Here is a 26,370-nt window from a genome sequence, read left to right as displayed (position 1 = left end):
GACCCCTGAGAGATGATCAGGTAGATAGGCTGGAAGTGGCAGCGTTGTGAGACGTGAAGCGGACCAGTACTAATCGGTCGAGGACTTAACCAAGTAGAATTGGTGTTCTCAAAGAAAATGAATTGATAATATCTAGTTTTGAAAGAAGAAGTTCTTTCAAAGTGTAGTGGCGATAGCCTGAAGGATACACCCGTTCCCATGCCGAACACGGAAGTTAAGCTTCAGCACGCTGATAGTAGTTGGGGGATCGCCCCCTGCGAGGGTAGGACGTCGCTACGCGGTTTTGGAGGATTAGCTCAGTTGGGAGAGCGTCTGCCTTACAAGCAGAGGGTCACAGGTTCGAGCCCTGTATCCTCCATTTGAGCCGTTAGCTCAGTTGGTAGAGCATCTGACTTTTAATCAGAGGGTCGACAGTTCGAGACTGTCACGGCTCATTCGCCTTCGGGCGTTTGGCAATTAGATATTGAACGGATACTGGCTATGCCGACTTAGCTCAGTTGGTAGAGCACCTGTCTTGTAAACAGGGGGTCGGAAGTTCGAATCTTCTAGTCGGCATTTTGCGGAAGTAGTTCAGTGGTAGAACATCACCTTGCCATGGTGGGGGTCGCGGGTTCGAATCCCGTCTTCCGCTTCGTACCGAGAGGTACTAAGCATAAATCATCATTTTGCACCCATAGCGCAACTGGATAGAGTGTCTGACTACGAATCAGAAGGTTGTAGGTTCGACTCCTACTGGGTGCATTTTAACGGGAAGTAGCTCAGCTTGGTAGAGCACCTGGTTTGGGACCAGGGGGTCGCAGGTTCGAATCCTGTCTTCCCGATTAAATAAATAAATTTTATTTAACACTTCGCGGTGTAGCTCAGCTGGCTAGAGCGTTCGGTTCATACCCGAGAGGTCGAGGGTTCGATCCCCCCCGCCGCGATTTAGACTTGAACTGGACCTTTAGCTCAGTTGGTTAGAGCAAACGGCTCATAACCGTTCGGTCGTAGGTTCGAGTCCTACAAGGTCCATCACCAGAGGGCACTTGTATGTGTTATTTATGGAGGATTACCCAAGTCTGGCTGAAGGGAACGGTCTTGAAAACCGTCAGGTGAGTAAAATCACGCGAGAGTTCGAATCTCTCATCCTCCTTTTATATTATCGCGGGATGGAGCAGTCTGGTAGCTCGTCGGGCTCATAACCCGAAGGTCGTAGGTTCAAACCCTACTCCCGCAATTTGGTCCGTTGGTCTAGTTGGTTTAGGACGCCTGCCTGTCACGCAGGAGATCACGAGTTCGAGTCTCGTACGGACCGTTACCATATTTGGTTATCTGAGTATGGTATTCATAACTTCTAAATGGTTAAATGGCTCGGTAGCTCAGTCGGTAGAGCAATGGATTGAAGCTCCATGTGTCGGCGGTTCGATTCCGTCCCGCGCCATTAAATATATCTCATTATATTGCGGGTATAGTTTAGTGGTAAAACCACAGCCTTCCAAGCTGTTGTCGCGAGTTCGATTCTCGTTACCCGCTTTATATGGGCCTATAGCTCAGCTGGTTTAGAGCGCACGCCTGATAAGCGTGAGGTCGATGGTTCGAGTCCATTTAGGCCCATTATGGAGAAGTACTCAAGTGGCTGAAGAGGTGCCCCTGCTAAGGGTATAGGTCGCGGAAGCGGCGCGAGAGTTCGAATCTCTCCTTCTCCGTTTAGTTATGACCCGTTGGTCAAGTGGTTTAAGACACCGCCCTTTCACGGCGGTAACATGGGTTCGAATCCCGTACGGGTCATTGTTTCACAATTTCATATTATCGCGGGATGGAGCAGTCTGGTAGCTCGTCGGGCTCATAACCCGAAGGTCGTAGGTTCAAACCCTACTCCCGCAATATTTGGTCCGTTGGTCTAGTTGGTTTAGGACGCCTGCCTGTCACGCAGGAGATCACGAGTTCGAGTCTCGTACGGACCGTCCATGAGAGTCTTCCTGTGGGGGAGGCTTTTTTGGTATCTGTTGAGAAAAGATCTATGGAAAAAAGGAGATACGACGTGATGGCTGATATACAGTTAATGGATAGCCCCTTTTGTCCTGGGGAGCGCGCCTTTAATGATTCAGGGGTGGTTAAACAGGTCGCACAATTTTACCAATCGGTGCCCTTTTATCGGCCAACACCGTTAACCCGATTGGCAAATTATGCCCGAAATCAGCATATCGGTAGCTTATTGGTTAAGGATGAATCGCAACGTTTTAGTGACCGATTAAAATCATTTAAGGCTACTGGTGGTCTTTATGCCATGGCTTGTTGTATTGCCCAAAAGGCCGGATTGCCGATTGCGCAGTTGCGGTATTCGCAACTTCAAACACCGACAGTGAAACGGATCGCCGATGACATCACGTTCTACACGGCAACGGATGGCAATCATGGTCGCGGTGTTGCCTGGGCTGCCGAACAATTGGGCACGCATGCAGTTGTTAAAATGCCGGCAGGCTCTACGCGGACCAGGGCCCAGCATATTGCTGCGTTTAATCAGACGGCGGTAGAAATTACGACGAAAAATTATGATGATACCGTGGAATTGGTCACGAAGCTGGCTGATCAAGATCCCAATGGCATTTTGATTCAGGATATGGCCTGGCCGGGCTATACGAAAATTCCACAGGAAATCTCTAGTGGTTACAGCATTATCGTTGATGAGATCCTTAAGCAGTTGTCAGCAGACGAGTATCCAACACATCTGTTTTTACAAGCAGGGGTTGGTCAGCTCTCGGCGGGCATCATCGACGCGTTGTTTAGCTTTCTACCACCGGCCCAACGACCGCTAGTGACCATCGTTGAGCCGGCAACGGTCGCGTGTTATTACTTGTCCGCGCAACGGGCCGATGGTGACAGACAGACCGTTCCCGGGTCCCCGCAAACGATCATGGCGGGCTTAAATTGCCAGACACCCAGCCTGATTTCATTTCCAGTCATTCGTGACACGGCGAGCTACTACGGGACCCTTTCTGACGAGACGGCCCGCATCGGCATGCGCGTACTAGCGAGACCTCAGGAAGATGATCCGCGAATTGTTGCGGGTGAATCGGGGGTTGCTGCATTTGCCTTTGTTAATGCCGCTTTACGGGACCAGACTTTGCGGCAACAACTGAAATTAGGCCCTGCGTCTCGCGTGTTAGTGATTAATACTGAGGGAGATACGGATGAGCAGGTGTATCAAGAGATTGTTGGCTAACGTTGACCACCATTAATTGCGTCATAAACGAACGCATCAGTTTAAAAAGAGGACCATTACTAAGCACGTGTTGGCTAGTAATGGTCCTCTTTGTTTCAGGCCAGGTGACGGCCCTGTTGGAGATAGTGATTGAGACGGGGATCGTGGGCGTAAATGTAGAGGCCCTTGACCCCACGTTTCATTAAAACGTTGATGGAATTTAAGATTAGGCGTTGCTTAATGGCGGTGAGCTCTTGGGGATCCGTCAGGTCATCGCGGCGCTTGAACGCCTCGACGTCCGTGTAGCGGTCAAGGTGGATGACCAGATGCTCGTGCTCATCTAGGCCAATCGGTGGCCCTAAGATAATGCCGACGTAGTTCAAATCGAACCCCTGACAGGTGTAGATCGAGCCGACCTCGTTGATGGTTTGTGGCAGTTCCGCCCAGGGCGTTGCGGTGTAGTTGTACTGGTCCCAGGGGAGGTGAAAGGCGCCCTCCGTGATGTAGTGTTTGCCCCTGTCAAGTGTGGACGGGTAGCCGGAGGTCGAGACGATGCGGGACAGGCCGACTTCCTGGTTGCGGGCGACGATGGCCTGGCGCATTTTTTCGGCGTCCGCAAAGACGCGCAGATCGTAGTTAGTTCCGCCGGATGAGGGCAGCGGGCGGAGTCGTTGGTGGGTAAAGTCATTGATCCAACGCACCAGGTCGTCGCTGGCCTGCATCCGAAATTGGTGGGTCAGGCGATAGACCTCGTGAGGGACCGGGGCCATCAACGCTTCCAGCCGTTGTTCCGTCCAGTAGCTTTTGAGGCGCAGGACCTGAGTCTCGTCAAAGACCACGATGATGACCTTGGCCGTGGCCATCAAGGATGCTAACTGATTGTGACCATAGAAATTGTTGTAGTGGTCCGGCTGCGAGAGCAAGAGGTGTGCCTCGTCGATGACCAGCACGTCGGCCTGACGCTTGCCCTGACTGATTTGGTTGATCAACGAAGTCGGTCGCTGGATGTCTTTTTTAAAGAGGTGAGGTTGGTGCCCCGCAATCTCGCGATAGACCTTGAGAATCTCCGGATGGTTGACTAAAAAGTAGTTCTCCGTACCAGCCAAGGGGCTCGTCGCTTGGGTTCTGGCGGCTTCTTGGATGCGGTTGAAGAGGTGGGCCAAAACGACACTCTTGCCGGTTCCCGCATCGCCGTAGATGGCAAACATAGCGGGACCAGGTTGGTTGAGGTGTGTCGTGGTAAAGGTAAAAATGCGGTCGACCAGCTGGGCCTGGGCCGGCGTTAGCGGCAACAGCGGAGAAAGTTTCGCCGTTGCGGCGTTGGATGGTGTCGTGAACAAATCACCACGACCTTTCTAAACAGAATACGCCCATTGTACCGCGAATGGGTGATCGAGAAAACCCAGGTGGGCCAGGCAAGCGGATACAAAAAAGCCGGAACGACCACGTCCCAGCTGGTGTGAAGCGTTTTTATTTTTCGTCCGCAGTCACTTGGTGATACGAAGCGCTGTGGAAATGGTTGGCACTGACGGCGTACGGATCAAACGGCGCAAAAGCCGGTGAGTGGCGCCATAGCGCGTAGGCATCGCTATCTGCCCAGATGGTCAGGAGAACGTATTCATTGGCGTTCTTCTCCTTGGTCAAGACGTACATCGCGGTCATCCCACTGGGGAGGCCGTTGCTGGCCAGGCGATTGGCCTTGGCGTCAAAGACCTTGGCCGTGTCCTGGTCGAACGTGAAGTATTTGAAACTGAAGAAACCTTGCCATTCAGATGACCCTTGGTGGAGCTGGACACGATAGTTTAAACCACCGTTGAAAACGGACGGTTTCCCGGAGGCGTCCACCAATTGGAGACCTTCATCGGCATCGGAACCGGCTAACAAGACCATCTTGCGATCCGGATTGTCCGCCATAATCTTGTCTAACAGGTCCTTACTGCCAAAAGTTGTTGCTAATTCATGAAGCATGCTCATCCCTCCTGACTAGTTTGTTACCTTTATTATAAGGTTCTTCTGAAAAAAAGCGAAACGTTTACACTTTTGAACCGCCGCGCTAAACTGAAGATAAACCGTTTAGGAAAGGATGATTCTTGTGAAATTAACTGTGTTAGGCTGCTACGGGGGTTACCCCCACAATGGCGTAGGAACCAGTAGTTACCTGCTGACTAGCGGTGATTACCAGTTGCTGGTCGATTGTGGGAGTGGGGCGTTGTTGGCCTTAGAGAAGGTCTTAGACCCCTTACAATTGAATGCGGTGTTGCTGACGCATTATCACCACGACCATACCGCCGACGTCGGGGTCTTACAGTATTTGTGGCAGTTGAAGACGGGCAAACGGGCCGAACCGGTCTTGCCGATTTATGGACACACTGCCGATCCCTTGAATTTTGGCGCCTTGACTTGGCCCAACGCCACGGTCGGTCAGGCGTACAATTCGGCCCAGACCTTGAATCTGGGACCGTTCACCCTTGACTTCTTGCCGACCCATCATCCGGTTCCCGCTTATGCGCCCCGCATCACGGAAACGGCCACGGGGGCCACGCTGGCCTTTACGGCGGACACGGCGGCCTTTGCGGGGCTGGCCGAATGGGCGACCGGCGTCGATGTGCTGCTGGCCGACACTAATTTCTACGCCGATCACCAGGGGCCCGCTTGGCATTTGACCTCCACGCAGGCCGGTCAATTGGCGAAGCAAGCCGGGGTCAAACGCCTTTTGCTGACGCATTTGCCACAAACGGGTGACTTGCAACAACTGGGCAATGAAGCACAGAAAGCGGCCGGTTCAGCCACGAAGGTCAGTGTCGTTTCAGCGGGGTCCATTTACGAAATCTAATGCTTTCTATTCGAGAAATGTTAATTGCTTAAAACTGATTAATTGTCAAAATGGTGGTGTTAGGTAACAAGTTAATACAATAATAGGCAGATGGGGTAAAATTGTAAATTAAATATTTTTAAGAAAGGTCTTTCTTTTTCTCATAAAATCGGTATAATAGAGCTAATCAAACAAATCTATTGACCGTGAAGGAGGAAAAGAATATGACAGTTACGCTCTACACCTCGCCTAGTTGTACCTCTTGTCGCAAAGCCCGTCTGTGGTTCGAAGAACATGGTATTGCGTACCGTGAACAGAATATCTTCTCCGAACCCTTGACGATCGACGAGATCAAATCCATCTTGCGTTTGACCGAAGATGGCACGGAGGAAATCGTGTCAAAGCGTTCCCGTGTTTATCAGGAACTGACCGTTGACTTAGATGACTTACCGCTCCGTGACCTGTTTACCTTGATTCAAACCCATCCGGGCATCTTGCGGCGGCCGATTATGGTCGACGACAAACGTCTGCAAGTGGGTTTCAATGAAGAGGAGATTCGGCGCTTCTTACCCCGGCAAGTCCGCGCATTAGAACTTCAACGCGCTCAGCGATTGGTAAATGGCGCAAATTAAGCTTAATTAGTTGCATCTGACCGGATTTGTGAGAAAATGTTACTTGCAGTCCGGTTTTTTGGTATGATGACTTTACAAGCCGGTAAAATAGACTAAAATGAGTATCAAGGACAATACCCAAAACCCACGAGAAAGGGGTGTTATTCATGGAAATGGAACGAATCAATGAAAACACGATTCGGGTGGTTATTGGTAATGACGACTTAAGTGAACGCGGCATTACGGTCTTAGACCTGCTCGGTAACCACAAACAAATCGAAGGCTTCTTCTACAGTATCTTGGAGGAAGTCGACGTTGATCACCAATTCCAAGACAACGACGCGGTAACCTTCCAAGTTTTGCCGAACCGTAACGGTCTGGAGTTGTTTATCAGTAAGAATACAGACGAGGATGATGCCTCGACTGACAACAACCAGGGCGATGCTAGTGTCGATAGTGCTCACCCCGATCAAGTGTCGGATCAGATTAAGGAGCGCTTGATGGAAACGGATGACCCACGGGATTATATGAAACACCTGCAGTCAGCGACGACCACCAGCGATTCCAACGATATTGAAGACTACTTGAACGACAAGGGCCAGCCAACGACGACTCGCGTGGTTAAGTTACATTCATTTGAAGACATGATCAGTGTGGCACGCGTCTTGCGTTTGGAAAACGCGGCGTCCAACCTGTATCTTTACAATCACGATTACTATCTGGAATTGATTTTCTTCACCAACGAGTCATCCTTCGAGTCCATCAAGGACGAATTGGCCGTAGCGTACGAATACGCCGATCGGACCAAGGTGGCCCCAGATGTGTTAGCGGAACACGGGCAGTTGATTATGGAACACTCTGCTCTTGAGCTGACACGGTTTCATTTTTTAAGTGATTAATCGGAACTAGTAGGAGCCTGAAACGTTGATATAACAGTATTTGCGTTTTTAACTTTTCCTATCAATTCCTATGTTTTCCTGTAAAATGCCCAATAAAAGCACAACTTTACGATATTCATATAAATATTGTGCATTTTTCTCCGAACCTCTTCTTGCACAAGGGGTTTGGGGATTTTTTTCTTTCAGAAAATGTTTAAATATTCAAAATTCAAATATACATTTTCTGTATTCTCATGCTAACCGATCCATCAAATGCACAATCTTTTGTTGTCCTTCGCGCGTACCGTTGTCGTAATACTGAGTCATGCTAAAGGTAAGCGCCAAATAATTGACTGTATTGAATTATAGAATAAAGAAATGGCCCGTCCTCATTTTTTGAGGGTGGGCCATTTCTTCCATCCGATGCCATAACCATCATCGCTTAAAAACCACACAAACTATCAACGAAATTCTTGGCGTTTTTTAATAAACAAAAGAATATTTTAAACCCTGAATGGCTTAGTGGACAATATATGGCCAATCCCACTTTATCGCGACAGGAGCGAATCCGCCGCCAGTCTCTGGATGCGTCAATCGTTATTTTGACGGTAGCCGGGTGCGATATCTCTACGAAGGGGCCCACCCAATTTCAATCAATTGTGACACCCACTAGGTGAATCGCTTGAATTTCCCCCGTCAAATATTAAAATTAGGGGTGTTAAGTTTATGAAATGGAGTGGGCAGAAAAATGACGTTAGCGCAGCTGGAAACGGTGTTGCTAGGAATCACCGGCGTGGCCGTGGTCGTCTTGGTTGCCACTATTGCCATTTACTTTTGGTATTCGCGCAAAAGTTCCAATAACTATTTGGAAAATCATGAAATTGAACTCCGCTACTTTATCCAAAAGCAGGTCGACTTTCGGGGCCACACCACGGGGTACGAGTGCCTGTTACGCCAGCACAACGCCGATGGCTCCTGGTCGTTACCACGACAGTTGGACTCCTTGCCCTTACAGCGGGTGATTTTTTTACTGGAGGACACGTTCAAGTCGTTGCCGACCGAGCCCATCACGTTGTCCATCAACCTGGAATACGACCAGATCATTAGCCCGGATTTCCGATATTTCGTGCGTTGGGCCATTTCCAAGATTACCCCGATGTCGCTGGCCGTGGAGTATACGGCCAATCACCAGGACCACATCAACAAGCGGTTACTCCGTCGCCGGGTGCGTGAGGCCCGGTCGTACGGCATGCGCTTTGATATCGATAACGTGGGGTCGACTCTGGCCAACCTGAAGAGCGTGGAGTGGCTGTTGCCAGAAGTGGATTCGTTGAAATGTTCCATGCGCAGCTTTCGCAAGGAGGATCCATCCGTGTGGCTGGATTTGAACCTGCAATTTTGGAACCGGTTGTCCCAGGACAACGACATCCAACTGATTTTGATGGGGGTCGAAGATGAGGCCGATGAGCAATTGGCCGAGCAATTAAAGATTCGGGTCCGGCAAGGCTACCGGTTCGGGCGGCCGATGAACCCGCAGGAGGCTAGACAATAGTGGCAAAACAAGCCAAACAACCGAAGCAACAATTATATACAGACGTGTACTTTGAAAAAGGTCACTGGGGATTGAAAATTTGGCAGACCCTGGTGGCCATTTTCGGCTGGATCTGCGTGGTGGTGCCCGTGGTCATCACGGTCACGGCCTTTTGGGCAGTTTATGACCCGCGGGTGCCGCATTTGTGGTCGTATTCCGAGGGCATCTTCGAAATCAAATTCATTGGCATCATCCTGCTGTTCTCGCTGGTGATGGTGTCGTTATTTGCGGTGGGGATGACCATCATCCAGAACCGCAAGCGTGACCGGGTGGTGGAACAGTGGCCGACGTTTAATCCGATCAACCAAAAGAAACGGGAGACTGAGCTGGAAAAGTTCATGGACGACCGGTTTGGGGATGAGGACTTCCGCCACAACGTTCGGACGTATCAGGTCCAGCCGGAACAAAACTTGGACACGGATCAGATTCAAAACTTATACCGCAAGCATGATTTGAACGATTTGGATGAGTAGGAGGCGCGCATGCTTAACGTTTTTATTGACAGCATTTTAAAGGCCACGCTGGGCCAGACGCTCTTGAACATCTTTTTGTTGATTTTATGCTTGTATCCGGTCATCGGGTCGTTTTTCTGGTTCGCGGGGGCGTTGTCCTACCGGTTCTTGAAGACCAACAAGCGCGATACCGACTGGCATGAGATTCCGGTCGACCAGCAGCCGATGATCACCATCATGATTCCCGCGCACAACGAGGAGGTCATGATCGAAGAGACCATCACCTACCTGTTTGACCAGTTGAATTACAGCAATTATGAGGTGCTGGTGATGAATGACGGCTCCACCGACGACACCGGTGCCATCATTGCCCGCCTGCAGGAAAAATACCCGCGGTTGCGTACGGTCGAGATCCTGAAGAACAAAGGGAAGGCCCACGCGTTTAATATTGGCATGTACTTTGCCAAGGGAGAGTACATTCTCAGCAACGATGCCGACACGATTCCCGAGCCGGACGCCTTGATGAAGTATATGAATTTCTTCATGCGCGACCGTGACATGAATACCTCGGCCGTGACCGCCAACATGGACGTGCAGAACCGCTCAAGCCTGTTGGGCAAGTCGCAAACAGTCGAGTTTACCAGCATTGTGGGTGTCATCAAGCGCAGCCAAACGGCCATCAATGATTCCATGTACGCGTACAGTGGGGCCAACACGCTGTATAAGAAGGATTTTCTGATCGACGTCGGCGGCTTCCGGCAAAACCGGGCCACCGAGGACATCAGTATCGCCTGGGACCACCAGATGATTGGGGCCGTGCCGCGGTTTGCGCCCAACGTGATTTTTCACATGAACGTCCCCGAAACGATCCGCGACCTGTACAAGCAACGGAAGCGCTGGGCCCAAGGGGGTACCGAGGTCTGGTTGACCAACATTAAAAAGTTCTTGTTACACCCGATTGAACACCGCTACCAAATCTCCATGTTCGCCGATTCGACTCTGTCGATCATCTGGTCGTTTTTCTTCACGTTGACGTCGATCGCATTTCTGGCGACCATGGGCTACTTTCTGGTGACCGGCGACTTCGAGCGTGTCGTACACGGCCTCGTCATTTCCTTTATCTTCGTGACGTTTGAGCTGTTCGCGGGCTTCATGCAGCTGTTGACGGCCTTGCTACTGGACCATCACGGCATCAAGCTGAAATACATGCTGTTTGCGCCGCTATACATGCTGTTTTACTGGATGGTCAATCCGGTCACGGTGGTGATGACCTTTATTCCGGCGCTAAAGACCATCCTGGGCTTCGGTTCCGGCACTTGGGTCAGTCCCAAACGCAAGTCGCTGCAAAAAAAGTAGCGTCTATGGTTACTAACGAACGGGCGCGGAAATTGGTAACCGGGGATGGGCGTATCTTTAGAATTCTTTTAGAAATGAAAACGGCATCGCGTCTCGCGGAAACGGATTTTCCGGGACTTGATGTCGTTTTTTTTAGTACAAACTTTGGATATAGTCAGAAGATATTTTCTGCTCATGCGGAGTTACATATTTACCGTTTAAATTATCAAGATACGACTCAGCCGGGCTAGGTGAGAAAATTACGAAATAAAACTTTTGCTTTCCATTGTTGATCGTTACATGATATGATCCTGTGTCACTAGCAAAACTAGGCTGGAACACATGCCCAATCCTTAGACTAACCCTATAACGATATGCGTTTCCAACTCTAACTTTCTTTGTAGTCACCCCAGCCAGTCTCTTTGACAAATAGTATGTGATTTTTGCGTGAGTACGCTTAACTTTTTTGATTTTTGCATAGCGCGTAGCCCTGAACACTTGGCCTTTTGAATGATATGCAAGTTGGCTATCCGCTGTTACCGAAATGAAAGGAAATGTCGTCTCATTATCAGAATTAGATGTTTCTTTTCTTGCATATAGCATTGGAAAGGCAGCTACTGAGTTTTTGGAAAACGCCGTTGTGCGTACATATGGATACTTAGCAGCCCCATTTTCTTTCAAAAAAGTCTTACTATAATGCCAATTACCCAACTTTTTGAAAACTTTTTTCTGATTCTTGATACTTAACGTTGTATTATCCACGTTAACTAAGTTTCCCTGACCATCACTATTACCTGTTACCACAGAACCCTTGGGCAAAATAACCTTTTTATGCCTAAACTCGTTTGTTAATACTAGCTTAGACTTAATTTTATACGTTTGAAAAAGATTATAGTGATTCACACTATTGTTATTGGCGTTAGCACCATACGTATATTCAGAACTCAGATTTGACAAATTACTAATATCTATCTTACTAATTTCCTTATCCAATTTACTTTTAGCCGACGCGTTAGTTATAGCCATGCTCCCCGCCGCAGCGCCTAGCAACATTAGTAATGCAGTGCCTTTTCCATTGATTTTGAACAATCCAATTACCCCCTAATATAATTCCTGTTATGCTATTATAACGCAATCCGAAGCACATAAAAAACCACCCATTAATCGGCAAGGTGGCTTACTGTTATTCTCGCACTTTCTTGTGGCCTGTCACGGCTTCCATACCTTTCCTAGTTACCACAATTTGCCGTGGGAACGTTCCCCTCTGGAAATTTGCGGGGATTGCTACGTAGCATTTGCCTGACATAGTCTTTTGCCTTTCCCCAACGCCATGCCGCTTCTTGGGAAGCCATAATATCAGGGCCATTTAGATCTGTACGTTTTCCCACTTTTGTCACTTCATAACATCTTTTACAATTAAGATTAAAAATGCAAGCATGAAAATGGCAATTGTAGCCACGTTAATCGTTTTTTTACTCATTTAAATCCCTCCACTTGTTATTTTATGCAATACCATAGTAATACGAAGACACAATAAGTAGGCGGGTCGCCCCGCCTGCTTTCTAGTGCCCCTGGCCCTTCCAGATTGAGTAGCCTAAGTTGATTGGCGATGTTACGAATCCTAACCAGTTAACCGCCTGTAGGGCCACTCTTTTTATCTGCGCTCAATCGCCAGCAAGAACGGTGGCGTGTGAATTTGATTGATAAAGCCGTAGCGCAGAACCTGATAAGTTTTTTGCGGCAATTGCTGGCAAAAGTCGACCACGGCGTTGCGTTCGGTGGCGCCACCGGGGTGACCGGCGTAGACGACCAGGATGATACGCCCGCCGCGGGGTAAATGCGGCAATAGGGCCTTTACGGCGGCTAGGGTGGTTTCTGGGCGGGTGATGACGGATTTGTCACCGCCAGGGAGGTAGCCGAGGTTGAAGATGGCCGCAGTCACCGGTTCGTCGGCCGCGAGATACTCGGCCACGTGTTCATGGCCGGTGGCGTGTAACTCGACTGGTTGGCCGAGGCCGGTCAGTTGGAGCTGCTGTTTAGTTTCGGCCAACGCGGCCTGCTGGATGTCAAAGCCGATGACCCGGCCGGTCTTGCCGACCAGGTTGGCGAGAAACAGCGTGTCATGGCCTTGGCCCACGGTCGCATCCACGACGGTGGCGCCTGGGCCGACGATTTCGGCTAAAAGCGTATGACTATAGGTTAAGGCATTGGGTAAATTCATTTATAATACATCTCCATAACGAGTGAGGAACCATTGACTCAAAGTTAACAGACAAAATCCCAGTGACCAGCCGCCCAGCACGTCGGTGGGGTAGTGCACGCCCACGTAAATGCGGGACAGGCCGATGCAAACGATCCACAGGCTGAGGACCACGACCACCAACCGGCGCCGCCATGGCCGTTGTCGTAGCGACCAGCCCAACAGCACGATCAGTGAGCCCCACAGCAACATGGCCGTGATGGAGTGGCCGCTAGGAAAGCTGTAGGAACTGGCCGCAACTAGGCGGTCAACGGTCGGTCGGGGGCGTCGGACCAGGTGCTTGATCAGACTGTTACCAATGCCGGCCCAGACCAGCACGTTAAATGCCAAAAACAAGGCCCCGCGGTAGCGTCGCGCAATGACCAGGATGGCTACCAACAACAGCGTCACCCAAGTCACTGGCTTGGGGTCGCCGGAATGGGTAATCCCAATAATTGCTTGTGTGACGCCAGTCGGTAGCGGTTGACGCACCCAGCCAATAACGAGACGGTCCAACGCATGGACCCAGCCTTGCTGAAAACTGACTCCCAGCAAGTCAATTAGAAAGAAAATTCCCGCGGCCCAGGTAAAACGCCACCGTGTTCGTGAAATGGTCATCAAATGGTGACCTCCTATATCATGATTTTATTAATTTCAGTATAGCACAGGGGGATACCATAACGGAAAGTGGGGAGAGATGTTAGGCTTACTTAGGAAATGCAGGGCTATCGGTGACCAGTTTCCACCACATGGCCGAAACGTGCGCCAACAGTTAACCGCCTGTGGGCCCACGCTTTTTTCCAGAAATCGGGGTCCGCCCCTTGCTTTTCACTAGGGGGTTTGCTAAGATGAAAGCAATCTGATTAAACCAAGACATTGACGAGAAGTAGTAGTTTGACAAGGCATTCAGCAAGCGGATGGTCGCTGTGAATCCGTTGCCTGGTCAAACGAACTTGTCTCCGAGTCTTCTCCGCTGCAAAGTGGGCGTTTGGCGACGTTATCAGCCGGAATGAGCCTCGGTACAAGACCGGGGAAATGTAGGTGGTACCGCGCTGACACGCCCTACAGAAGCTGATTTTTGGGCTTCTGGGGGCTTTTTTTGTGGACACAATGAGAAAGGGAGCGAAGAATTTGGCATACGAACACCAAATTATTGAACGCAAGTGGCAACACTACTGGCGGGTCAACGAGACATTTAAGACCGCTGACAACCAGGCAAAACCGAAGTATTACGTGATGGATATGTTCCCATACCCATCCGGTCAAGGCTTACACGTGGGACATCCGGAAGGCTACACGGCCACGGATATTATGGCCCGCCTGAAGCGGATGCAAGGCTTTAACGTCTTACATCCCATGGGCTGGGACGCCTTTGGTCTGCCTGCTGAACAGTACGCCTTGAAGACGGGGCACAATCCCAAGGACTTCACCGCGCACAACATCAAGAACTTCAAGCGCCAGATCCGCTCACTGGGCTTTTCTTATGATTGGAGTCGCGAGATCAACACGACCGACGAATCCTTCTACAAGTGGACCCAATGGATCTTTGAACAAATGTACAAGAAGGGCCTGGCTTACGAAGACAAGATCATGGTCAACTGGGCGCCTGACTTCATGGGCGGGACCGTCGTGGCCAATGAAGAAGTCGTTGATGGCAAGACGGAACGGGGCGGCTACCCCGTCTACCGCGTACCAATGCGCCAATGGGTCCTAAAGATCACGGCGTACGCCGACCGGCTGCTCGATGACCTGGACGATTTAGACTGGCCCGATAGCATCAAGGAAATGCAACGCAACTGGATCGGTCGTTCTGAAGGGGCCAGTGTCTTCTTCCCAGTTGACGGCCAAGCAGACACCAAGGTCGAAGTCTACACGACGCGGCCAGACACGTTGTTTGGGGCGACCTATATGGTTTTGGCCCCTGAACACCCACTGGTCGATCAAATCACGACGCCCGACCATGTCGACGAAGTCAAGGCTTACCAAAAGGCCATCGACAGCAAGTCTGATTTGGAACGGACTGATTTGAACAAGGACAAGACCGGGGTCTTCACCGGCGCATACGGCATCAACCCACTGAGCGGCAAGAAGCTGCCTATCTGGATTGGTGACTACGTGCTGTCATCTTATGGGACCGGGGCCATCATGGCCGTGCCTGCCCACGATGACCGGGACAACGAATTTGCTCAGAAATTTAACCTGCCTATCGTTCAAGTCATCGCGGGTGACGACGACACGGACGTGCAAAAAGCGGCTTACACCGGCGACGGCGAACACATCAATTCCGACTTTTTGAATGGTATGAACAAAAAGGATGCCATTTCAGCGGCCATTGATTGGTTGGAAGCCCACCACGCCGGCCACAAGAAGGTCAACTTCCGCTTGCGGGACTGGATCTTCTCTCGGCAACGCTACTGGGGTGAACCCATTCCGGTTATCCATTGGGAAGATGGCGAAACGACGCTGGTTCCCGAAGATGAATTGCCATTGAAGCTGCCCGCAGCCAAGCAACTCGAACCTTCCGGAACCGGGGAAAGCCCACTGGCCAACCTGGATGACTGGGTCAATGTTGTGGATGAAAACGGCCGCAAGGGGAAACGGGAAACCAACACCATGCCGCAATGGGCAGGGAGTTCCTGGTACTTCTTGCGTTACGTTGATCCGCACAACGACCAGGCCATTGCTGATCCCGAGAAGCTGAAGTACTGGATGCCAGTCGACCTGTACATTGGTGGGGCGGAACACGCCGTCTTGCACTTGTTGTACGCGCGGTTCTGGCACAAGTTCCTGTACGACTTAGGTGTCGTCCCAACCAAGGAACCATTCCAGAAGTTGGTCAACCAAGGGATGATCTTGGGCACCAATCACGAAAAGATGTCGAAGTCTAAGGGCAACGTCATCAACCCCGATGAAATCGTCGAAAAATTCGGGGCCGATACCCTGCGCTTATACGAAATGTTCATGGGGCCGCTGGAAGCTTCCAAGCCGTGGAGCACGGAAGGCATCAATGGGTCCAAACGTTGGCTCGACCGCGTTTGGCGCCTGATGATCGATGACAACAACCACCTGCGTGACCGGGTCACGATGATCAACGATGGTCAGTTGGATAAGATCTACAACCAGACGGTCAAGACGGTCAGCGAGGACTTAGAAGCCATGCGGTTCAACGTGGCCATTTCTCAACTGATGGTCTTCGTCAACGAAGCTTACAAGGTCGACAGCCTGCCACTGATCTACATGGAAGGCTTCGTCAAGCTGATTTCGCCAATCGTGCCGCACATCGCGGAAGAACTCTGGTCCTTGATGGGTCACGACGACACGATTGCCTACGCCAAGTGGCCAACGTATGACGCCAAGCAATTGGTCGAAGACGTGGTCGAAATGGTCGTTCAAGTCAACGGCAAGGTTCGGGCGCACTTAAAGGTCGCCAAGGACGCCGCTAAGGATGACATCGAGGCGCAAGCATTGGCCGATGAGACGGTCAAGACCCATACGGATGGTAAGACGATTCGTAAGGTGATCGTCGTTCCTGGCAAATTGGTCAACATTGTTGCCAACTAAGCTGGTTTAAGTTAAAAGTGTCAGTCACTTTCCTAACGGGAAGGGGCTGGCACTTTTTGATTGGATGCGTTGATGGTTGGCGGCATAATGGGATTATCTGGCGGGGTGACTCACGTTGACGGTTCAAAAAAATCGTGCTGGCTACGTGAGGGTAGTCGGCACGATTTTATGACGATTTCTGTTAGACTGCTGAAGGTTGAAAGAAGGTCTCGACACCTCGCTTTGCGCCAAAGGTCGCGTCTCAAAGTGGCCTCATGGCCGAAACGTGGGCCAACAGTTAACCGCCTGTTGGCCCACTCTTTTTACCGGCGCCGGTGTCGGACGAACGTGAAGAAGTGCAGGATGCTGGCCAACAAGACGTAGAAAATTACCACAAACGTGGCGTACGTCAACCAGAATTTACCAGCCGCAAAGACGCCGAACCACCAGGCTTGCAGGCCCATGGTGATCAGGGCCATGACTGCAATCATGAAGAAGAGCAATATGTAACGTTTCAAGGTATTATCATCCTTTCGTGGCCGGTCGGCAATCTTATGCCCCCAGCGCTGACATTCGGCCAGCTTTTCTGGCCGCGGTGCGTGGTCGCCGCCCCAGGTGCCCGTGCCGACAAATTCGCCGACCTTGATCAGACCGGCCCCAGTGAGGATCCGGTCGATGGTGACGAAGGTCTGGTCGGTGATGCCAGTGAAGAAGTTTTCGGTCGAGCTGATGAAACAAGTGGTCATGCTCAGGTAGTGCTTGTCCTTGTATTTACCAGGTAGCGTGTCGGCCACTGAATTCATCCGGACTAACCGGAAACGCATGCAGTCGAAGAATTGTTTCATGACACCGGCCATGCCGCCCCAGTAAGTCGGCACGCAGATGATCCAAAAGTCACTGGCGGCCATCTTGGCCTCGATTTCATCTAACGCCGGGCAGGGCTGCTCCTTGGTATCGGGATAAATATCGTAGTCCCGCAAAAAGACCGTATCGACCTCGGCGGTGTCTGGCAACGCCGCAATCACGGCATCCAGATAGCCGGCCGTGATGCCGTGGCGCTCATGACTCCCCAACAATGCCAAATAACGCAAACGAATCGCCTCGCTTATCTCAGTTTGGGACGGCCAGCGCAAAATACGCAAGCTGTAAACCGCCCATCACCCCAATTGGTTGATACCTCAAGTATAACGCAAACTGTTGGTGAAAAACGCTGACAAGCCTAATTTATCGGGTGATAAGCGAGCTAAAGTTAGCGCCAAACCAGTTGCAATCATTGCCGGTAGGTCAGGGAAACGTGACAGATTGGGTGGAGTGGTTAGCGACTGACGACCGGTGAATTGGTGTCATGGCTTTTGGCGCAGCGTGAGTGAAAGGCGGGGCGCCAGAGGACTGAGGACTCAGCCGTTGTGGTGAGTGCTATGAGACGCAAAAAAGCAGCGGTTCCGCTGGGGTAACCGCTGCTAAAGACAAGTGGGACTTACAAAATTTCAGTTAAAATGGCAAAGAAGCGCTGTCGAATAACGGCTTCTTGACCCGTTTTCGAAAGTTGGTAGTGCAACAGATGGCGGTCGAATTCGTGGAAGAAGACGCCAGCCATCGTCTGATAATCACTATCGTTGGTCTGATCGATTCGCTTAAAACTCCGCCACGTTGAATAAATGAGTTGGGCATTCGGAATCGCGGCTAACTCTGGAAAATGTGCTCGGATACTCTTGGTCATCGTCACGACTTGCTTTGCCCGTTCTGGTGACATCTGCATTTTAGGTGCTACGGTGGAACCAGCTGTTGCTTGCGTCATATTGGCATTCCTCCTTGAATATTTGTTGCTTCTCGACTACCTCCAGCATACCACTGTTTCACAAGTTCCGTTAAGCTGGACGCTGACATTTTGCTTAAAAAGGGTAAATCTTTACCGAAACCTGAGAAATAGAACGGAAATCCTATGTTATAATGTTTGTTTGATTAGCTTGTCATGAACAAGCACGGATTCGTTGAATTTAGAAAGTGAAAGTAGGGTGTCAAATGGCGACAAGGTCAGATCAAACTGGTAATCAAGGTAGCGCGCAGGACCAAATGGTTGCCGGGTCGGCGTGGATGACGGCCGGGAGTATTTTCTCTCGGATCCTCGGTGCAGTGTACATTATTCCCTGGAACATTTGGTTCGGCGCCTTCTACCTGCAAGGTAACGCGTTGTATGGGAAGGGCTATAACATCTACAGTTTCTTCCTGATTGCGGCGATTGCGGGGGTACCTTCCGCGATTGCCAAACAGGTGGCGCACTACAACGCCCTGAATGAATACGGTATTAGCGTGCGCTTGTACAAACGGGGGCTAGAAATTGCCCTGGTCACAGGGGTTTCAATCGCGTTACTGATGTTCTTTGGCGCGCCGCTCTTTACCGGGGGCGACCAACATCTGATTCCGGTGCTGCATTCTTTGGCCTGGGCCATCTTGATCATCCCCACGATGAGTCTCACGCGGGGGTATTTCCAAGGCTTCCAGCAAATGGCGCCGTCCGCGATCTCCCAGTTTGTGGAACAATTGGTCCGGGTCCTCTACATGTTGCTGACGGCCTTCGTGATCATGCGGGTCTTAAAGGGCAACTGGGTCACCGCGGTGTCGCAATCGACCTTCGCCGCAGCCATTGGGGCGTTGGCCGGGTTACTGATTTTAGGCGTCTACTACTGGCGGCGTCGGCACTATTTCCGCGGCTTAGTCGCCAACAGTAACAACGAACTGGTGGTGCCAGCCAACCAGCTGTATAAGGAAATCATCGCCCAGGCCGTGCCGTTTATCGTGTTGGGGGCCGGCATTACGATCTTCCAACTGATCGACCAGTACACCTTTGCACCCATCATGCATTTGGCAGGGACCTATACCGATGCGCACCTGAACGACTTATTCGCGTTATTCGGGGTCAATGCGAACAAATTAATTATGATTACGATTTCCCTGTCGTCGGCGTTGGCCGTCACGGTGGTGCCGTTACTGTCCGAGTCCTACACGCGGGGCAATAAACAAGAGATCTCAGCACAATTATCCAACGCGTTCTTGATGTTTGAATTCGTCATGATTCCCAGTGCCTTGGGGATGGCCGCCATTGCCAGTCCACTGAACCTGGTCTTTTACGGCCGGTCACACGCCGCCTTGGCCGCCTCGATTCTGGCCTTTTCGTCGTACCTGTCGATCTTACTGGGCCTGTACACAGTGGTCTCGGCGTTGATGCAAGGGATTTCGCAAAATAAGCGGGCGGTCCGCTACTTCTTGGTCGGGACCGTAGTGAAGTTTGTGGTGCAATGGCCACTGGTTTACTTCCTCGGGGCCTTTGGACCGCTGATTGCCACGGGCATCGGGTTTACCGTGACCTGTTATTTGATCATCCATTCGCTGGATCAACAATTTGGTATCAACTTTGCCCACATCGCCAAGAAGACCAACGGCATCCTATTGGTCTCATTGGGGACCTACGCGCTGGCTCGCTTGGTGGCCTGGATTGGTGCCTTCAGCGGTAGTCAAGGCCGGGTGGTCAACTTCTTGATCGTGATGGTTGCGGTCATCGTGGCTGGATATTTTTACGTCTACGTCGTGTTGCGGACGCGCTTAGCCGATGCCATCTTAGGGCCACGGGTCGCCGGGATTCGGCGCCGGTTGCACATTCGTTAGGAGGAACTTGTGATGAACATCGAACGTTATTTAACGGCCCATCGGCAGGGGACACCTGGACAGATTTTCCGGTTGTTACGCCAAGGACGGGTCACAGTCGATGACCAAGTCGTGGATTCGCCGCGGACCGACGTCACCAGTGACCAACAGGTGCGGGTGGACGGCTTGACCGTCACGGGTCGCCAACCCCAATATTTGCTCTTTAATAAACCCGTCGGCTTCGTGTTGAACCTGGAGCCGACCAGTCAGCGGAGTTTGGGGAGCCTCTTGAATTCCTTGGATCAGCAGCGGTCGCTCAAGGCATTGGCCAATCTGCCGAAAGAAGCGGTCGGCCTGGTCCTGGCCAGCGACGACGAACGATTCTTAGCGGACGTCGCCCGGCAAAATTGGCGGAGCACCCTGCAGATCGTCCTGGCGGGAACGACGGTGCCAGACCTGTCGGCAAACGTGGCCTTTCAAGATGTGACCAGCCAAGTGGATACGGTCCACCAGACTGTGACGGTGGCATTAACGACCACCGATGTGGCGGCTGGTGTCAGTGCGTTAAGCAACCTGGCCCATGCTAATGAGCCAGTGGTGCGTACCCAGTTCGGCCCCGTGGCCTTGCCAGTCGATCTAGCGGTAGGCACCTACAGGGGGCTATTCGCCAACGAAATTGATGCGTTGAACGGACCACTCGACTTGAAAACAGAGTAACTGACAAATCCCTTGATGAGCCGCTGTGTTGGCGGTTCATCAAGGGATTTTTTGGTTACTATCTGAGGGCTGAATCTAAAATTAACGCGTTGATTGCCGTAACAGCGGTGTTCTGACACCTAAAATTGGTAAAACAGGTGCCTGCGTTAGCCAAGGGTTCCGTCTGTTCTGGAGAACATCTCCCGCCTGAGAAGCGGTTTTCCGGTTCGCTTGAGAGCCCGGCAAAGCTCACCAGTCTCTCAAGTCATTCCGCTGGTTCCACCCTGGCTACCTCCGTCAGTTTAGCTACTACCTGGGGTTAAGGCAACTGTTGCTGGCACGCACTACCGTAGCCGAGAGTTCGCCAAATATGGGTTCAGCCGTGGGAGTTGTCTTAGTGGCACGGTTCATGCCGCTTAGACAACTGGCGTCTTTGAGACGTGTTCTTCGGCTCAAAGCGAGGCGTCGAGACCGCCTTTTGGCTCGACCCGTCCGCCCCAGCGTTCCAACCCATATTTGGCGAACGGTAGGCGGCCAGTTCTTATTGTGAGGCTGAGAATGACTATTTTTGACGTCATGGGTTAGGTGGTAACCATTGGTTTAAGCTTGTGTGCCCTCATGTGCCTTCATGAACCGTGGCAGGTCAGCGGCGATTTGGCTAGGCAAGACCACGTACTGGGTCTGGGCCAATTCTTCGGCAATGGCGCTGTGGGTGTAGACGGCGGCGCACACGGCTTGCTCTTGCGGGGTGAATTGTGCGGTGAACCCGCCAATCATTCCCGCCAGCGTGTCGCCCATGCCACCGGTGGCTTGGGCGGGCGTCCCTAATGGATTGACGTAGGTCTGCGTAGCTGTGTAGATCTCGGTACGGTGGGATTTGACCACCACGGTGGCGTGCAATCGGTCCACGGCCTGGCGATTGGCCGTCGGCGTTTGCTCGGCAATTACGATGCCACTGAGTCGTTGCCATTCCATCTGATGTGGCGTAAAGATTAAGTGAGCCTGGGGTAAGGCTAACTGGTATTTTGCCACCAACGTGATGGCGGAGCCGTCGATCACCAGTGTTTGGTTGGGCGTGACCGTCCGCAAGACGTTTGTCAGAACTTGTAGGGCGGCCTCGTCCGTCCCCAAGCCGGGACCAATGACCACGACATCGGTGCCTTGGACCAACGCCTGGGTCTGACTTACGTCGGCGATATCGGCAAACATGGCTTCGGGTAGGCGGGCGTGCAGGCTTCCCTGATTGCTGGCGTCGGTGATGGTGGTGACCAGCCCGGCACCGGCGTACACGGCAGCGGCACTGGCCATCAGAATGGCGCCACCGAAGTTGCGGTTGCCGCCAATCAGTGTGACGCGACCATAAGTGCCCTTGTAGCTATCGGCCGGCCGCTGGCGGATGGTGCTCGTGAGAATTTTATCCGTTAAGGTTTCCATGAAAAAAGCCTCCTCATTTTCTCTTTCAGTATAGCACGCCACTGGAAAACCCGGCCGTCTCAGGTGAATTGTGATTTTGCCAGTGAAATCGGCTTACATTTGGCGGGCGATATGCTAGAATTATGCTAAGGTTAGTTTGAAAACGCTTTTGACGCGGAGAACCGCGGGCGATGACAAACGCGTGACCATAGACCGGACGTGAGGTCCGAATAAATGAAGGAGGTCCAATCATGGCAATTGATTGGCAAAAGCTATCTGAACACTACCGGGAGGACTATATCGCTGATCTGACCACCTTGGTCGGTATCGACAGTTCTCGTGATGATTCACAGGCCACCGATGAGTATCCCTTGGGACCAGGTCCAGCTAAGGCTTTGATCGCATTTTTAGGCTTGGCGGAACGCGACGGTTTTAAAACCAAGAATCTGGATAATTTAGCCGGCTACGTCGAATACGGTTCGGGTGAAGACACGCTGGCAATCCTGGGGCACGCCGACGTGATGCCAGCAGGCAAGGGGTGGCACACGGATCCCTTTACCCTGACGGAAAAAGACGGTAACTTGTACGGCCGGGGGACCTCAGATGATAAGGGGCCTGCCTTGGCAGCTTACTATGGGTTAAAGATGTTGAAAGACCAAGGCATCGACCCTAAGATCAAGATCCGCTTCATTATTGGGACCGACGAAGAAAGCGACTGGACGGGGATGAACCATTACCTCGACTTGGAACCAGCACCAACGCTGGGCTTCTCACCGGATGCTGAGTTCCCCCTGATCAACGGTGAAAAAGGTAACGTGACCTTCACGACCAATTTTGCCGGGACCAACGGCGGGGAATTGACCTTAGTCGACTTTGAATCCGGTCTGCGAGAAAACATGGTACCGCGTGACGCCGAAGCTACGGTGACAGGTGCCGACAATGACCAATTGGTTGCGGCGTTCAAACAATTCTTAGACCAAGTGCCCGTTACCGGGGAAACGACGGTTGACGCGCAAGGCTTGCACTTCGAAGTGATCGGTAAAGCGGCTCACGGGATGGAACCCAAAAACGGCATCAACGCGGGGACTTATCTGGCCAGTTTCTTGAACGACTATAATTTCGGAGGCGATGCGGCCGATTTCTTGAGCCTGCTAGCCAACGAATTGCACGATGATTCACGCGCGCACAAGTTAGGTATTGCCTTCACGGATAAAGTGATGGGTGATTTGACTATGAACGTGGGTGTGCAAACGTTTAAGGCCGACCAAGGGGCGTTGATCAACACCAACTTCCGGTACCCAACTGGGACAGGAGCGGCCGACATTGAAGCCGGACTGACCAAGGCGACAGCTAACATGGCGGCGACCATCAAGCAGGGTCGCGAAATGGTGCCCCATTACGTTGACCCAAGCGACCCAATCGTAGCCACGTTGATGGACGTTTACCGGCAACAGACTGGCGACATGACCGCCCAACCCGAAGTTGTGGGTGGTGGAACTTACGGTCGGTTGATGAAGCGTGGGGTCGCCTTTGGGGCCTTGTTCCCCGGCACGGCCGACACCATGCACCAGGCCGATGAATTTCAACCGGCAGCCGACTTGTTGAAGGCCATGGCGATTTACGGTCAGGCCATTTATGAATTGACCAAGTAGGCTGATCGGCGAAGGAGTGAGAATGATGGCCGCAGAATATAAGCATATTTTAGTCGGCGTCGATGGGTCGCGGCAGGCACGCCGGGCATTGGACAAAGCCATTGCGGTGGCCGTGCGTAACCAGGCTGAGCTGATCATCGTTACCGTCATGAGTGGCGGCGATTACGTCGGTCTGGGCAGCGATACCCAGGTGGGCTTCGGCTACGTTGACCAACGGGTGATGGACGAATCGCGGCAAAAATTGGAAGCGACGGTCGATAAATACCGGCGGCGGGCCCAAGATGCGGGCGTCGAACAGGTGGTTACCGCTGTCTTCTACGGTCACGCGAAGGTTGACTTGGCAAAAACATTGCCCGAGGAATATCAGGCCGATCTGATCATGCTAGGCGCCACCGGGGTCAACGTGGTGGAGCGCATGTTGATGGGGTCGACGGCGAGTTACGTCGTGGCCAATGCCATCTGTGACGTGTTGATCGTCCGGACGGATATTCACAACCAGGCGCAGAGTTTGAAAAAAATCGCAGAATAATTGCACCGACACAAAAGGGGCTGTGGCGAAATGTCATAGTCCCTTTTGTTGTAGGTTTGGTTGGTAATTGAAGGTTGAAAGTGAAATTAACACGCTAATTACCGTAATGACGGTGTTCTGACACCTGAAATTGGTGAAACCGGGTGCCTACGTCAGTCAGGGTTCCGCCTGCTCTGGGGAACACCTCCAGACTGAGTAGTGGTCTTCCGGTTCGCTTGAAAGCCTGGCAAAGTCCGCCAGTCTCTCGAGTCGTCCCGCGCTGTAGGCTGAGAAAAAACCTCAGCCAACACCGCCGACCCGGATGGGGCCATCCCTGGCTGCCTCCGGCAAGGTTGACGGTACTGTGTTAATGAAAGACTAGTCGTCAATGTAACTACTATCTGGGGTTAAGACAACTGTTACTAACGTGCGCCACAGTAGCCGAGAGTTCGCCAAATATGGGTTCAGCCGTGGGAGTTCCCTAAGCGGCGTGGCTCTTGCCGCTTAGGGAACTGGCGTCTTTGAGACGCGACTTTCGGCTCGACCCGTCCGCCCCAGCGTTCCAACCCATATTTGGCGAACGGTAAGGCGGCCAGTTTGCATTGTGAGGCTGTAAACGACTATTTTTTGGCGTCATAAGTCGCATGGTAACAATAGCTTCAGTTGATTTTCGCCTTTCAACCTTCAGTTGGTAACTGAAGGTCAAAAATTACGGGTCGCCGACTTGGCCAACGCATCAAAATGGGCGTCGAATTGGGCCTGGTCGACCTGCGTCACTAGAGTGATGGGGCGACCGTTCGGTGTCAGAAATGTTCGCCCGGCGCCGTGGCCAGTGGTCAGAACGTCGCCGTGAACGACCTTGCTAGTGACGATTTCCGGGTAGCGACTGGTCAGGGTGGTCAAGACGTCCCAGAGGTAGTAGGTGGAATCGGCTTCGAAGGCCATGACCAACGAATAGCCGTAGCCAATCAGTTCCATGGCGGGGTATTTGCGAAGGCTGGCCCAATGCTGGCGGCGCTCGGCGGTCAGTGGAATTTGGTCGGTACTTTCTAGGCCAATCATGACGATGTCTAGGGGACTGTCCCAGACGGTCTTGACGGCTTCGGGGTCCCAAAAGGCGTTCCATTCCATGGTGCCGTCTTGGTCGGGTTCGCCGACGTTACCTTGGTTGTTCATGGTGCCGCCCATCCAGTAGAGCTTGTCGATCTTATCAGTGATGGTGGGGTCGATGGCCAGTGCCCGGGCGAGGTCTGTCAGCGGGCCGGTCATCACCAGGGTCGTTTTGCCGGGGGTGGCTTGCAGCTTGTCAATCAGGTCCAGGTGGGCCGGGGCGCTAGCTTGCGGGGTCGTGACGTGGCCACGTTCGTTTAGCACTGGGAAGTTGTCAAACGAATAGGCCGACAGCCGCCAGTTTTGCGGGAATTGATGCACGGGCCGGGAATCAGATACAGCCACACTGAGCGGTTGCTGTGGGTCGCCAAACAGGTCGATGATCTTGCGTGAGGCCGCCGCGGCAGGCTCGGCGTATGAATCCGCACCCACCACACCGACTCCGGTCAAATGGATATCGGGCGTTTGGAGCAGTAATAACAGTGAGACCAAGTCGTCGACGTTACCATCGTGATTAAAATAGACATTTTGCAAAACGAGCACCCCTTAATCAATATCAAATTTTAAAAAGTATAGCATGAATGTTAATAATTTGGTAGGGACATCGGCGATATTTTTATTTTTATGATAACGTAAAACGATAAACACGAACGATAAACCGATTTACGCATCTCTTCGGCCAGAAAAAAAGCGCCAGCCCTGAGGGACTA

21 protein-coding genes, 18 tRNA genes, 2 rRNA genes and 1 other annotated feature are annotated in these 26,370 nt (G+C 51.9%); of the genes, 32 read left to right on the top strand and 9 right to left on the bottom strand.

Annotation, left to right across the window (positions count from 1 at the left end; genetic code table 11):
- The 21 genes from EGT51_RS07030 to EGT51_RS06930 all read left to right on the top strand — a co-directional run.
- Positions 1 to 93, top strand: a 23S ribosomal RNA gene (locus tag EGT51_RS07030); the annotation flags it as partial.
- Between the two features lie 69 nt (positions 94 to 162).
- Positions 163 to 279: ribosomal RNA gene (rrf, locus tag EGT51_RS07025) — 5S ribosomal RNA — on the top strand.
- Positions 280 to 285: 6 nt separating this feature from the next.
- Positions 286 to 358: transfer RNA gene (locus EGT51_RS07020), tRNA-Val, on the top strand.
- A 3-nt stretch (positions 359 to 361) separates the two neighbouring features.
- Positions 362 to 434 (top strand) — tRNA-Lys (locus tag EGT51_RS07015).
- A 48-nt stretch (positions 435 to 482) separates the two neighbouring features.
- A tRNA-Thr gene (locus tag EGT51_RS07010) sits at positions 483 to 555 on the top strand.
- Positions 556 to 559: 4 nt separating this feature from the next.
- Positions 560 to 631 (top strand) — tRNA-Gly (locus EGT51_RS07005).
- A 36-nt stretch (positions 632 to 667) separates the two neighbouring features.
- A tRNA-Arg gene (locus EGT51_RS07000) sits at positions 668 to 741 on the top strand.
- Positions 742 to 747: 6 nt separating this feature from the next.
- Positions 748 to 821 (top strand) — tRNA-Pro (locus tag EGT51_RS06995).
- Between the two features lie 28 nt (positions 822 to 849).
- Positions 850 to 923, top strand: a tRNA-Met gene (locus EGT51_RS06990).
- A 14-nt stretch (positions 924 to 937) separates the two neighbouring features.
- Positions 938 to 1,011 (top strand) — tRNA-Ile (locus tag EGT51_RS06985).
- A gap of 31 nt (positions 1,012 to 1,042) precedes the next feature.
- Positions 1,043 to 1,132, top strand: a tRNA-Ser gene (locus tag EGT51_RS06980).
- 10 nt (positions 1,133 to 1,142) lie between these two features.
- Positions 1,143 to 1,216, top strand: a tRNA-Met gene (locus tag EGT51_RS06975).
- Positions 1,217 to 1,219: 3 nt separating this feature from the next.
- Positions 1,220 to 1,294, top strand: a tRNA-Asp gene (locus EGT51_RS06970).
- 53 nt (positions 1,295 to 1,347) lie between these two features.
- Positions 1,348 to 1,420 (top strand) — tRNA-Phe (locus tag EGT51_RS06965).
- 21 nt (positions 1,421 to 1,441) lie between these two features.
- A tRNA-Gly gene (locus EGT51_RS06960) sits at positions 1,442 to 1,512 on the top strand.
- A 6-nt stretch (positions 1,513 to 1,518) separates the two neighbouring features.
- Positions 1,519 to 1,593: transfer RNA gene (locus tag EGT51_RS06955), tRNA-Ile, on the top strand.
- Positions 1,594 to 1,597: 4 nt separating this feature from the next.
- Positions 1,598 to 1,685 (top strand) — tRNA-Ser (locus EGT51_RS06950).
- A gap of 9 nt (positions 1,686 to 1,694) precedes the next feature.
- Positions 1,695 to 1,767: transfer RNA gene (locus EGT51_RS06945), tRNA-Glu, on the top strand.
- A gap of 22 nt (positions 1,768 to 1,789) precedes the next feature.
- Positions 1,790 to 1,863: transfer RNA gene (locus EGT51_RS06940), tRNA-Met, on the top strand.
- A 5-nt stretch (positions 1,864 to 1,868) separates the two neighbouring features.
- Positions 1,869 to 1,943: transfer RNA gene (locus EGT51_RS06935), tRNA-Asp, on the top strand.
- 56 nt (positions 1,944 to 1,999) lie between these two features.
- Positions 2,000 to 3,202, top strand: coding sequence for a diaminopropionate ammonia-lyase (locus EGT51_RS06930; RefSeq protein WP_318531300.1), 1,203 nt, complete (start codon positions 2,000 to 2,002; stop codon positions 3,200 to 3,202).
- Between the two features lie 95 nt (positions 3,203 to 3,297).
- On the opposite strand, the gene EGT51_RS06925 is transcribed toward EGT51_RS06930, so the two are convergent.
- Both EGT51_RS06925 and EGT51_RS06920 read right to left on the bottom strand, forming a co-directional pair.
- Positions 3,298 to 4,521: a DUF2075 domain-containing protein gene (locus EGT51_RS06925; protein ID WP_135368019.1), complete on the bottom strand. Its 1,224-nt coding sequence runs from the start codon at positions 4,519 to 4,521 to the stop codon at positions 3,298 to 3,300.
- A gap of 130 nt (positions 4,522 to 4,651) precedes the next feature.
- Positions 4,652 to 5,149: an antibiotic biosynthesis monooxygenase gene (locus EGT51_RS06920; RefSeq protein ID WP_135368018.1), complete on the bottom strand. Its 498-nt coding sequence runs from the start codon at positions 5,147 to 5,149 to the stop codon at positions 4,652 to 4,654.
- A 124-nt stretch (positions 5,150 to 5,273) separates the two neighbouring features.
- On the opposite strand from EGT51_RS06920, the gene EGT51_RS06915 reads away from it, so the two are divergent.
- The 6 genes from EGT51_RS06915 to EGT51_RS06890 all read left to right on the top strand — a co-directional run bounded on the left by EGT51_RS06915 (position 5,274) and on the right by EGT51_RS06890 (position 10,881).
- Positions 5,274 to 6,014, top strand: coding sequence for an MBL fold metallo-hydrolase (locus EGT51_RS06915; RefSeq protein ID WP_135368017.1), 741 nt, complete (start codon positions 5,274 to 5,276; stop codon positions 6,012 to 6,014).
- 203 nt (positions 6,015 to 6,217) lie between these two features.
- Positions 6,218 to 6,625: a transcriptional regulator SpxA gene (gene spxA, locus EGT51_RS06910; RefSeq protein ID WP_135368016.1), complete on the top strand. Its 408-nt coding sequence runs from the start codon at positions 6,218 to 6,220 to the stop codon at positions 6,623 to 6,625.
- Positions 6,626 to 6,771: 146 nt separating this feature from the next.
- The gene (locus EGT51_RS06905; RefSeq protein WP_135368015.1) at positions 6,772 to 7,503 is read left to right on the top strand and encodes an adaptor protein MecA; all 732 of its coding nucleotides are present in this window, start codon (positions 6,772 to 6,774) and stop codon (positions 7,501 to 7,503) included.
- A 727-nt stretch (positions 7,504 to 8,230) separates the two neighbouring features.
- Complete coding sequence (locus EGT51_RS06900) at positions 8,231 to 9,034, top strand: EAL domain-containing protein (RefSeq protein WP_135368014.1); 804 nt, start codon at positions 8,231 to 8,233, stop codon at positions 9,032 to 9,034.
- A complete protein-coding gene (locus EGT51_RS06895) occupies positions 9,034 to 9,546 on the top strand; it encodes a hypothetical protein (protein ID WP_167850161.1) in 513 nt (170 codons plus the stop codon). Before EGT51_RS06900 ends, EGT51_RS06895 begins: the two co-directional genes overlap by 1 nt.
- A 9-nt stretch (positions 9,547 to 9,555) precedes the next feature.
- The gene (locus EGT51_RS06890) at positions 9,556 to 10,881 is read left to right on the top strand and encodes a glycosyltransferase family 2 protein (protein ID WP_135368012.1); all 1,326 of its coding nucleotides are present in this window, start codon (positions 9,556 to 9,558) and stop codon (positions 10,879 to 10,881) included.
- A gap of 132 nt (positions 10,882 to 11,013) precedes the next feature.
- On the opposite strand, the gene EGT51_RS06885 is transcribed toward EGT51_RS06890, so the two are convergent.
- From EGT51_RS06885 to EGT51_RS06875, 3 genes are all read right to left on the bottom strand, one after another.
- A complete protein-coding gene (locus EGT51_RS06885; protein ID WP_135368011.1) occupies positions 11,014 to 11,949 on the bottom strand; it encodes a hypothetical protein in 936 nt (311 codons plus the stop codon).
- Positions 11,950 to 12,514: 565 nt separating this feature from the next.
- Positions 12,515 to 13,081, bottom strand: coding sequence for a class I SAM-dependent methyltransferase (locus tag EGT51_RS06880; RefSeq protein WP_135368010.1), 567 nt, complete (start codon positions 13,079 to 13,081; stop codon positions 12,515 to 12,517).
- Entirely contained in the window at positions 13,082 to 13,717 is a 636-nt protein-coding gene (locus tag EGT51_RS06875; protein WP_225428695.1) for a phosphatase PAP2 family protein, read from the bottom strand.
- Positions 13,718 to 13,966: 249 nt separating this feature from the next.
- Positions 13,967 to 14,167 (top strand) — a binding site (T-box leader).
- A 63-nt stretch (positions 14,168 to 14,230) separates the two neighbouring features.
- Between EGT51_RS06875 and leuS the strand changes: the two genes are divergently transcribed.
- Positions 14,231 to 16,660, top strand: a complete 2,430-nt coding sequence (leuS, locus tag EGT51_RS06870; RefSeq protein WP_135368008.1) for a leucine--tRNA ligase — start codon at positions 14,231 to 14,233, stop codon at positions 16,658 to 16,660.
- A 302-nt stretch (positions 16,661 to 16,962) separates the two neighbouring features.
- Here the strand turns inward: leuS and EGT51_RS06865 are convergent, their stop codons facing one another.
- Together EGT51_RS06865 and EGT51_RS06860 are read right to left on the bottom strand one after the other, a co-directional pair.
- Positions 16,963 to 17,730, bottom strand: coding sequence for a flavodoxin family protein (locus EGT51_RS06865; RefSeq protein ID WP_135368007.1), 768 nt, complete (start codon positions 17,728 to 17,730; stop codon positions 16,963 to 16,965).
- A 386-nt stretch (positions 17,731 to 18,116) separates the two neighbouring features.
- Positions 18,117 to 18,437 (bottom strand): hypothetical protein, encoded by a 321-nt coding sequence (locus EGT51_RS06860; protein ID WP_135368006.1) that lies wholly within the window; start codon positions 18,435 to 18,437, stop codon positions 18,117 to 18,119.
- Between the two features lie 224 nt (positions 18,438 to 18,661).
- Here EGT51_RS06860 and EGT51_RS06855 point away from each other — a divergent pair, with 224 nt between their 5' ends.
- Together EGT51_RS06855 and EGT51_RS06850 are read left to right on the top strand one after the other, a co-directional pair.
- On the top strand, positions 18,662 to 20,302 hold the full coding sequence (locus EGT51_RS06855) for a putative polysaccharide biosynthesis protein (RefSeq protein ID WP_135368005.1): 1,641 nt from the start codon (positions 18,662 to 18,664) through the stop codon (positions 20,300 to 20,302).
- Positions 20,303 to 20,314: 12 nt separating this feature from the next.
- Complete coding sequence (locus EGT51_RS06850; protein WP_135368004.1) at positions 20,315 to 20,998, top strand: pseudouridine synthase domain-containing protein; 684 nt, start codon at positions 20,315 to 20,317, stop codon at positions 20,996 to 20,998.
- Positions 20,999 to 21,577: 579 nt separating this feature from the next.
- On the opposite strand, the gene EGT51_RS06845 is transcribed toward EGT51_RS06850, so the two are convergent.
- On the bottom strand, positions 21,578 to 22,411 hold the full coding sequence (locus tag EGT51_RS06845) for an NAD(P)H-hydrate dehydratase (RefSeq protein WP_135368003.1): 834 nt from the start codon (positions 22,409 to 22,411) through the stop codon (positions 21,578 to 21,580).
- Positions 22,412 to 22,641: 230 nt separating this feature from the next.
- Between EGT51_RS06845 and pepV the strand changes: the two genes are divergently transcribed.
- Positions 22,642 to 24,042 carry a dipeptidase PepV gene (pepV, locus tag EGT51_RS06840; protein WP_135368002.1) on the top strand — a complete coding sequence of 467 codons (1,401 nt, stop codon included), beginning with the start codon at positions 22,642 to 22,644 and terminating at the stop codon, positions 24,040 to 24,042.
- A gap of 25 nt (positions 24,043 to 24,067) precedes the next feature.
- Positions 24,068 to 24,571, top strand: a complete 504-nt coding sequence (locus EGT51_RS06835; protein ID WP_135368001.1) for a universal stress protein — start codon at positions 24,068 to 24,070, stop codon at positions 24,569 to 24,571.
- 681 nt (positions 24,572 to 25,252) lie between these two features.
- On the opposite strand, the gene EGT51_RS06830 is transcribed toward EGT51_RS06835, so the two are convergent.
- Positions 25,253 to 26,194, bottom strand: coding sequence for a nucleoside hydrolase (locus tag EGT51_RS06830; protein ID WP_135368000.1), 942 nt, complete (start codon positions 26,192 to 26,194; stop codon positions 25,253 to 25,255).
- Positions 26,195 to 26,370 lie beyond the last annotated feature (176 nt).

This window comes from Levilactobacillus suantsaiihabitans (assembly GCF_004745505.1).
Taxonomy (GTDB): domain Bacteria; phylum Bacillota; class Bacilli; order Lactobacillales; family Lactobacillaceae; genus Levilactobacillus; species Levilactobacillus suantsaiihabitans.
This window is presented reverse-complemented; position numbering and strand designations above follow the sequence as displayed.

Excerpts from the sequence above, each read along its gene's own strand:
- EGT51_RS06930 (WP_318531300.1), top strand. The coding sequence starts at position 2,000 with ATGGAAAAAAGGAGATACGACGTGATGGCTGATATACAGTTAATGGAT.
- EGT51_RS06920 (WP_135368018.1), bottom strand. The coding sequence starts at position 5,149 with ATGCTTCATGAATTAGCAACAACTTTTGGCAGTAAGGACCTGTTAGAC.
- spxA (WP_135368016.1), top strand. The coding sequence starts at position 6,218 with ATGACAGTTACGCTCTACACCTCGCCTAGTTGTACCTCTTGTCGCAAA.
- EGT51_RS06905 (WP_135368015.1), top strand. The coding sequence starts at position 6,772 with ATGGAAATGGAACGAATCAATGAAAACACGATTCGGGTGGTTATTGGT.
- EGT51_RS06900 (WP_135368014.1), top strand. The coding sequence starts at position 8,231 with ATGACGTTAGCGCAGCTGGAAACGGTGTTGCTAGGAATCACCGGCGTG.
- EGT51_RS06890 (WP_135368012.1), top strand. The coding sequence starts at position 9,556 with ATGCTTAACGTTTTTATTGACAGCATTTTAAAGGCCACGCTGGGCCAG.
- EGT51_RS06880 (WP_135368010.1), bottom strand. The coding sequence starts at position 13,081 with ATGAATTTACCCAATGCCTTAACCTATAGTCATACGCTTTTAGCCGAA.
- EGT51_RS06875 (WP_225428695.1), bottom strand. The coding sequence starts at position 13,717 with ATGACCATTTCACGAACACGGTGGCGTTTTACCTGGGCCGCGGGAATT.
- EGT51_RS06860 (WP_135368006.1), bottom strand. The coding sequence starts at position 18,437 with ATGACGCAAGCAACAGCTGGTTCCACCGTAGCACCTAAAATGCAGATG.
- EGT51_RS06855 (WP_135368005.1), top strand. The coding sequence starts at position 18,662 with ATGGCGACAAGGTCAGATCAAACTGGTAATCAAGGTAGCGCGCAGGAC.
- EGT51_RS06850 (WP_135368004.1), top strand. The coding sequence starts at position 20,315 with ATGAACATCGAACGTTATTTAACGGCCCATCGGCAGGGGACACCTGGA.
- EGT51_RS06845 (WP_135368003.1), bottom strand. The coding sequence starts at position 22,411 with ATGGAAACCTTAACGGATAAAATTCTCACGAGCACCATCCGCCAGCGG.
- pepV (WP_135368002.1), top strand. The coding sequence starts at position 22,642 with ATGGCAATTGATTGGCAAAAGCTATCTGAACACTACCGGGAGGACTAT.
- EGT51_RS06835 (WP_135368001.1), top strand. The coding sequence starts at position 24,068 with ATGGCCGCAGAATATAAGCATATTTTAGTCGGCGTCGATGGGTCGCGG.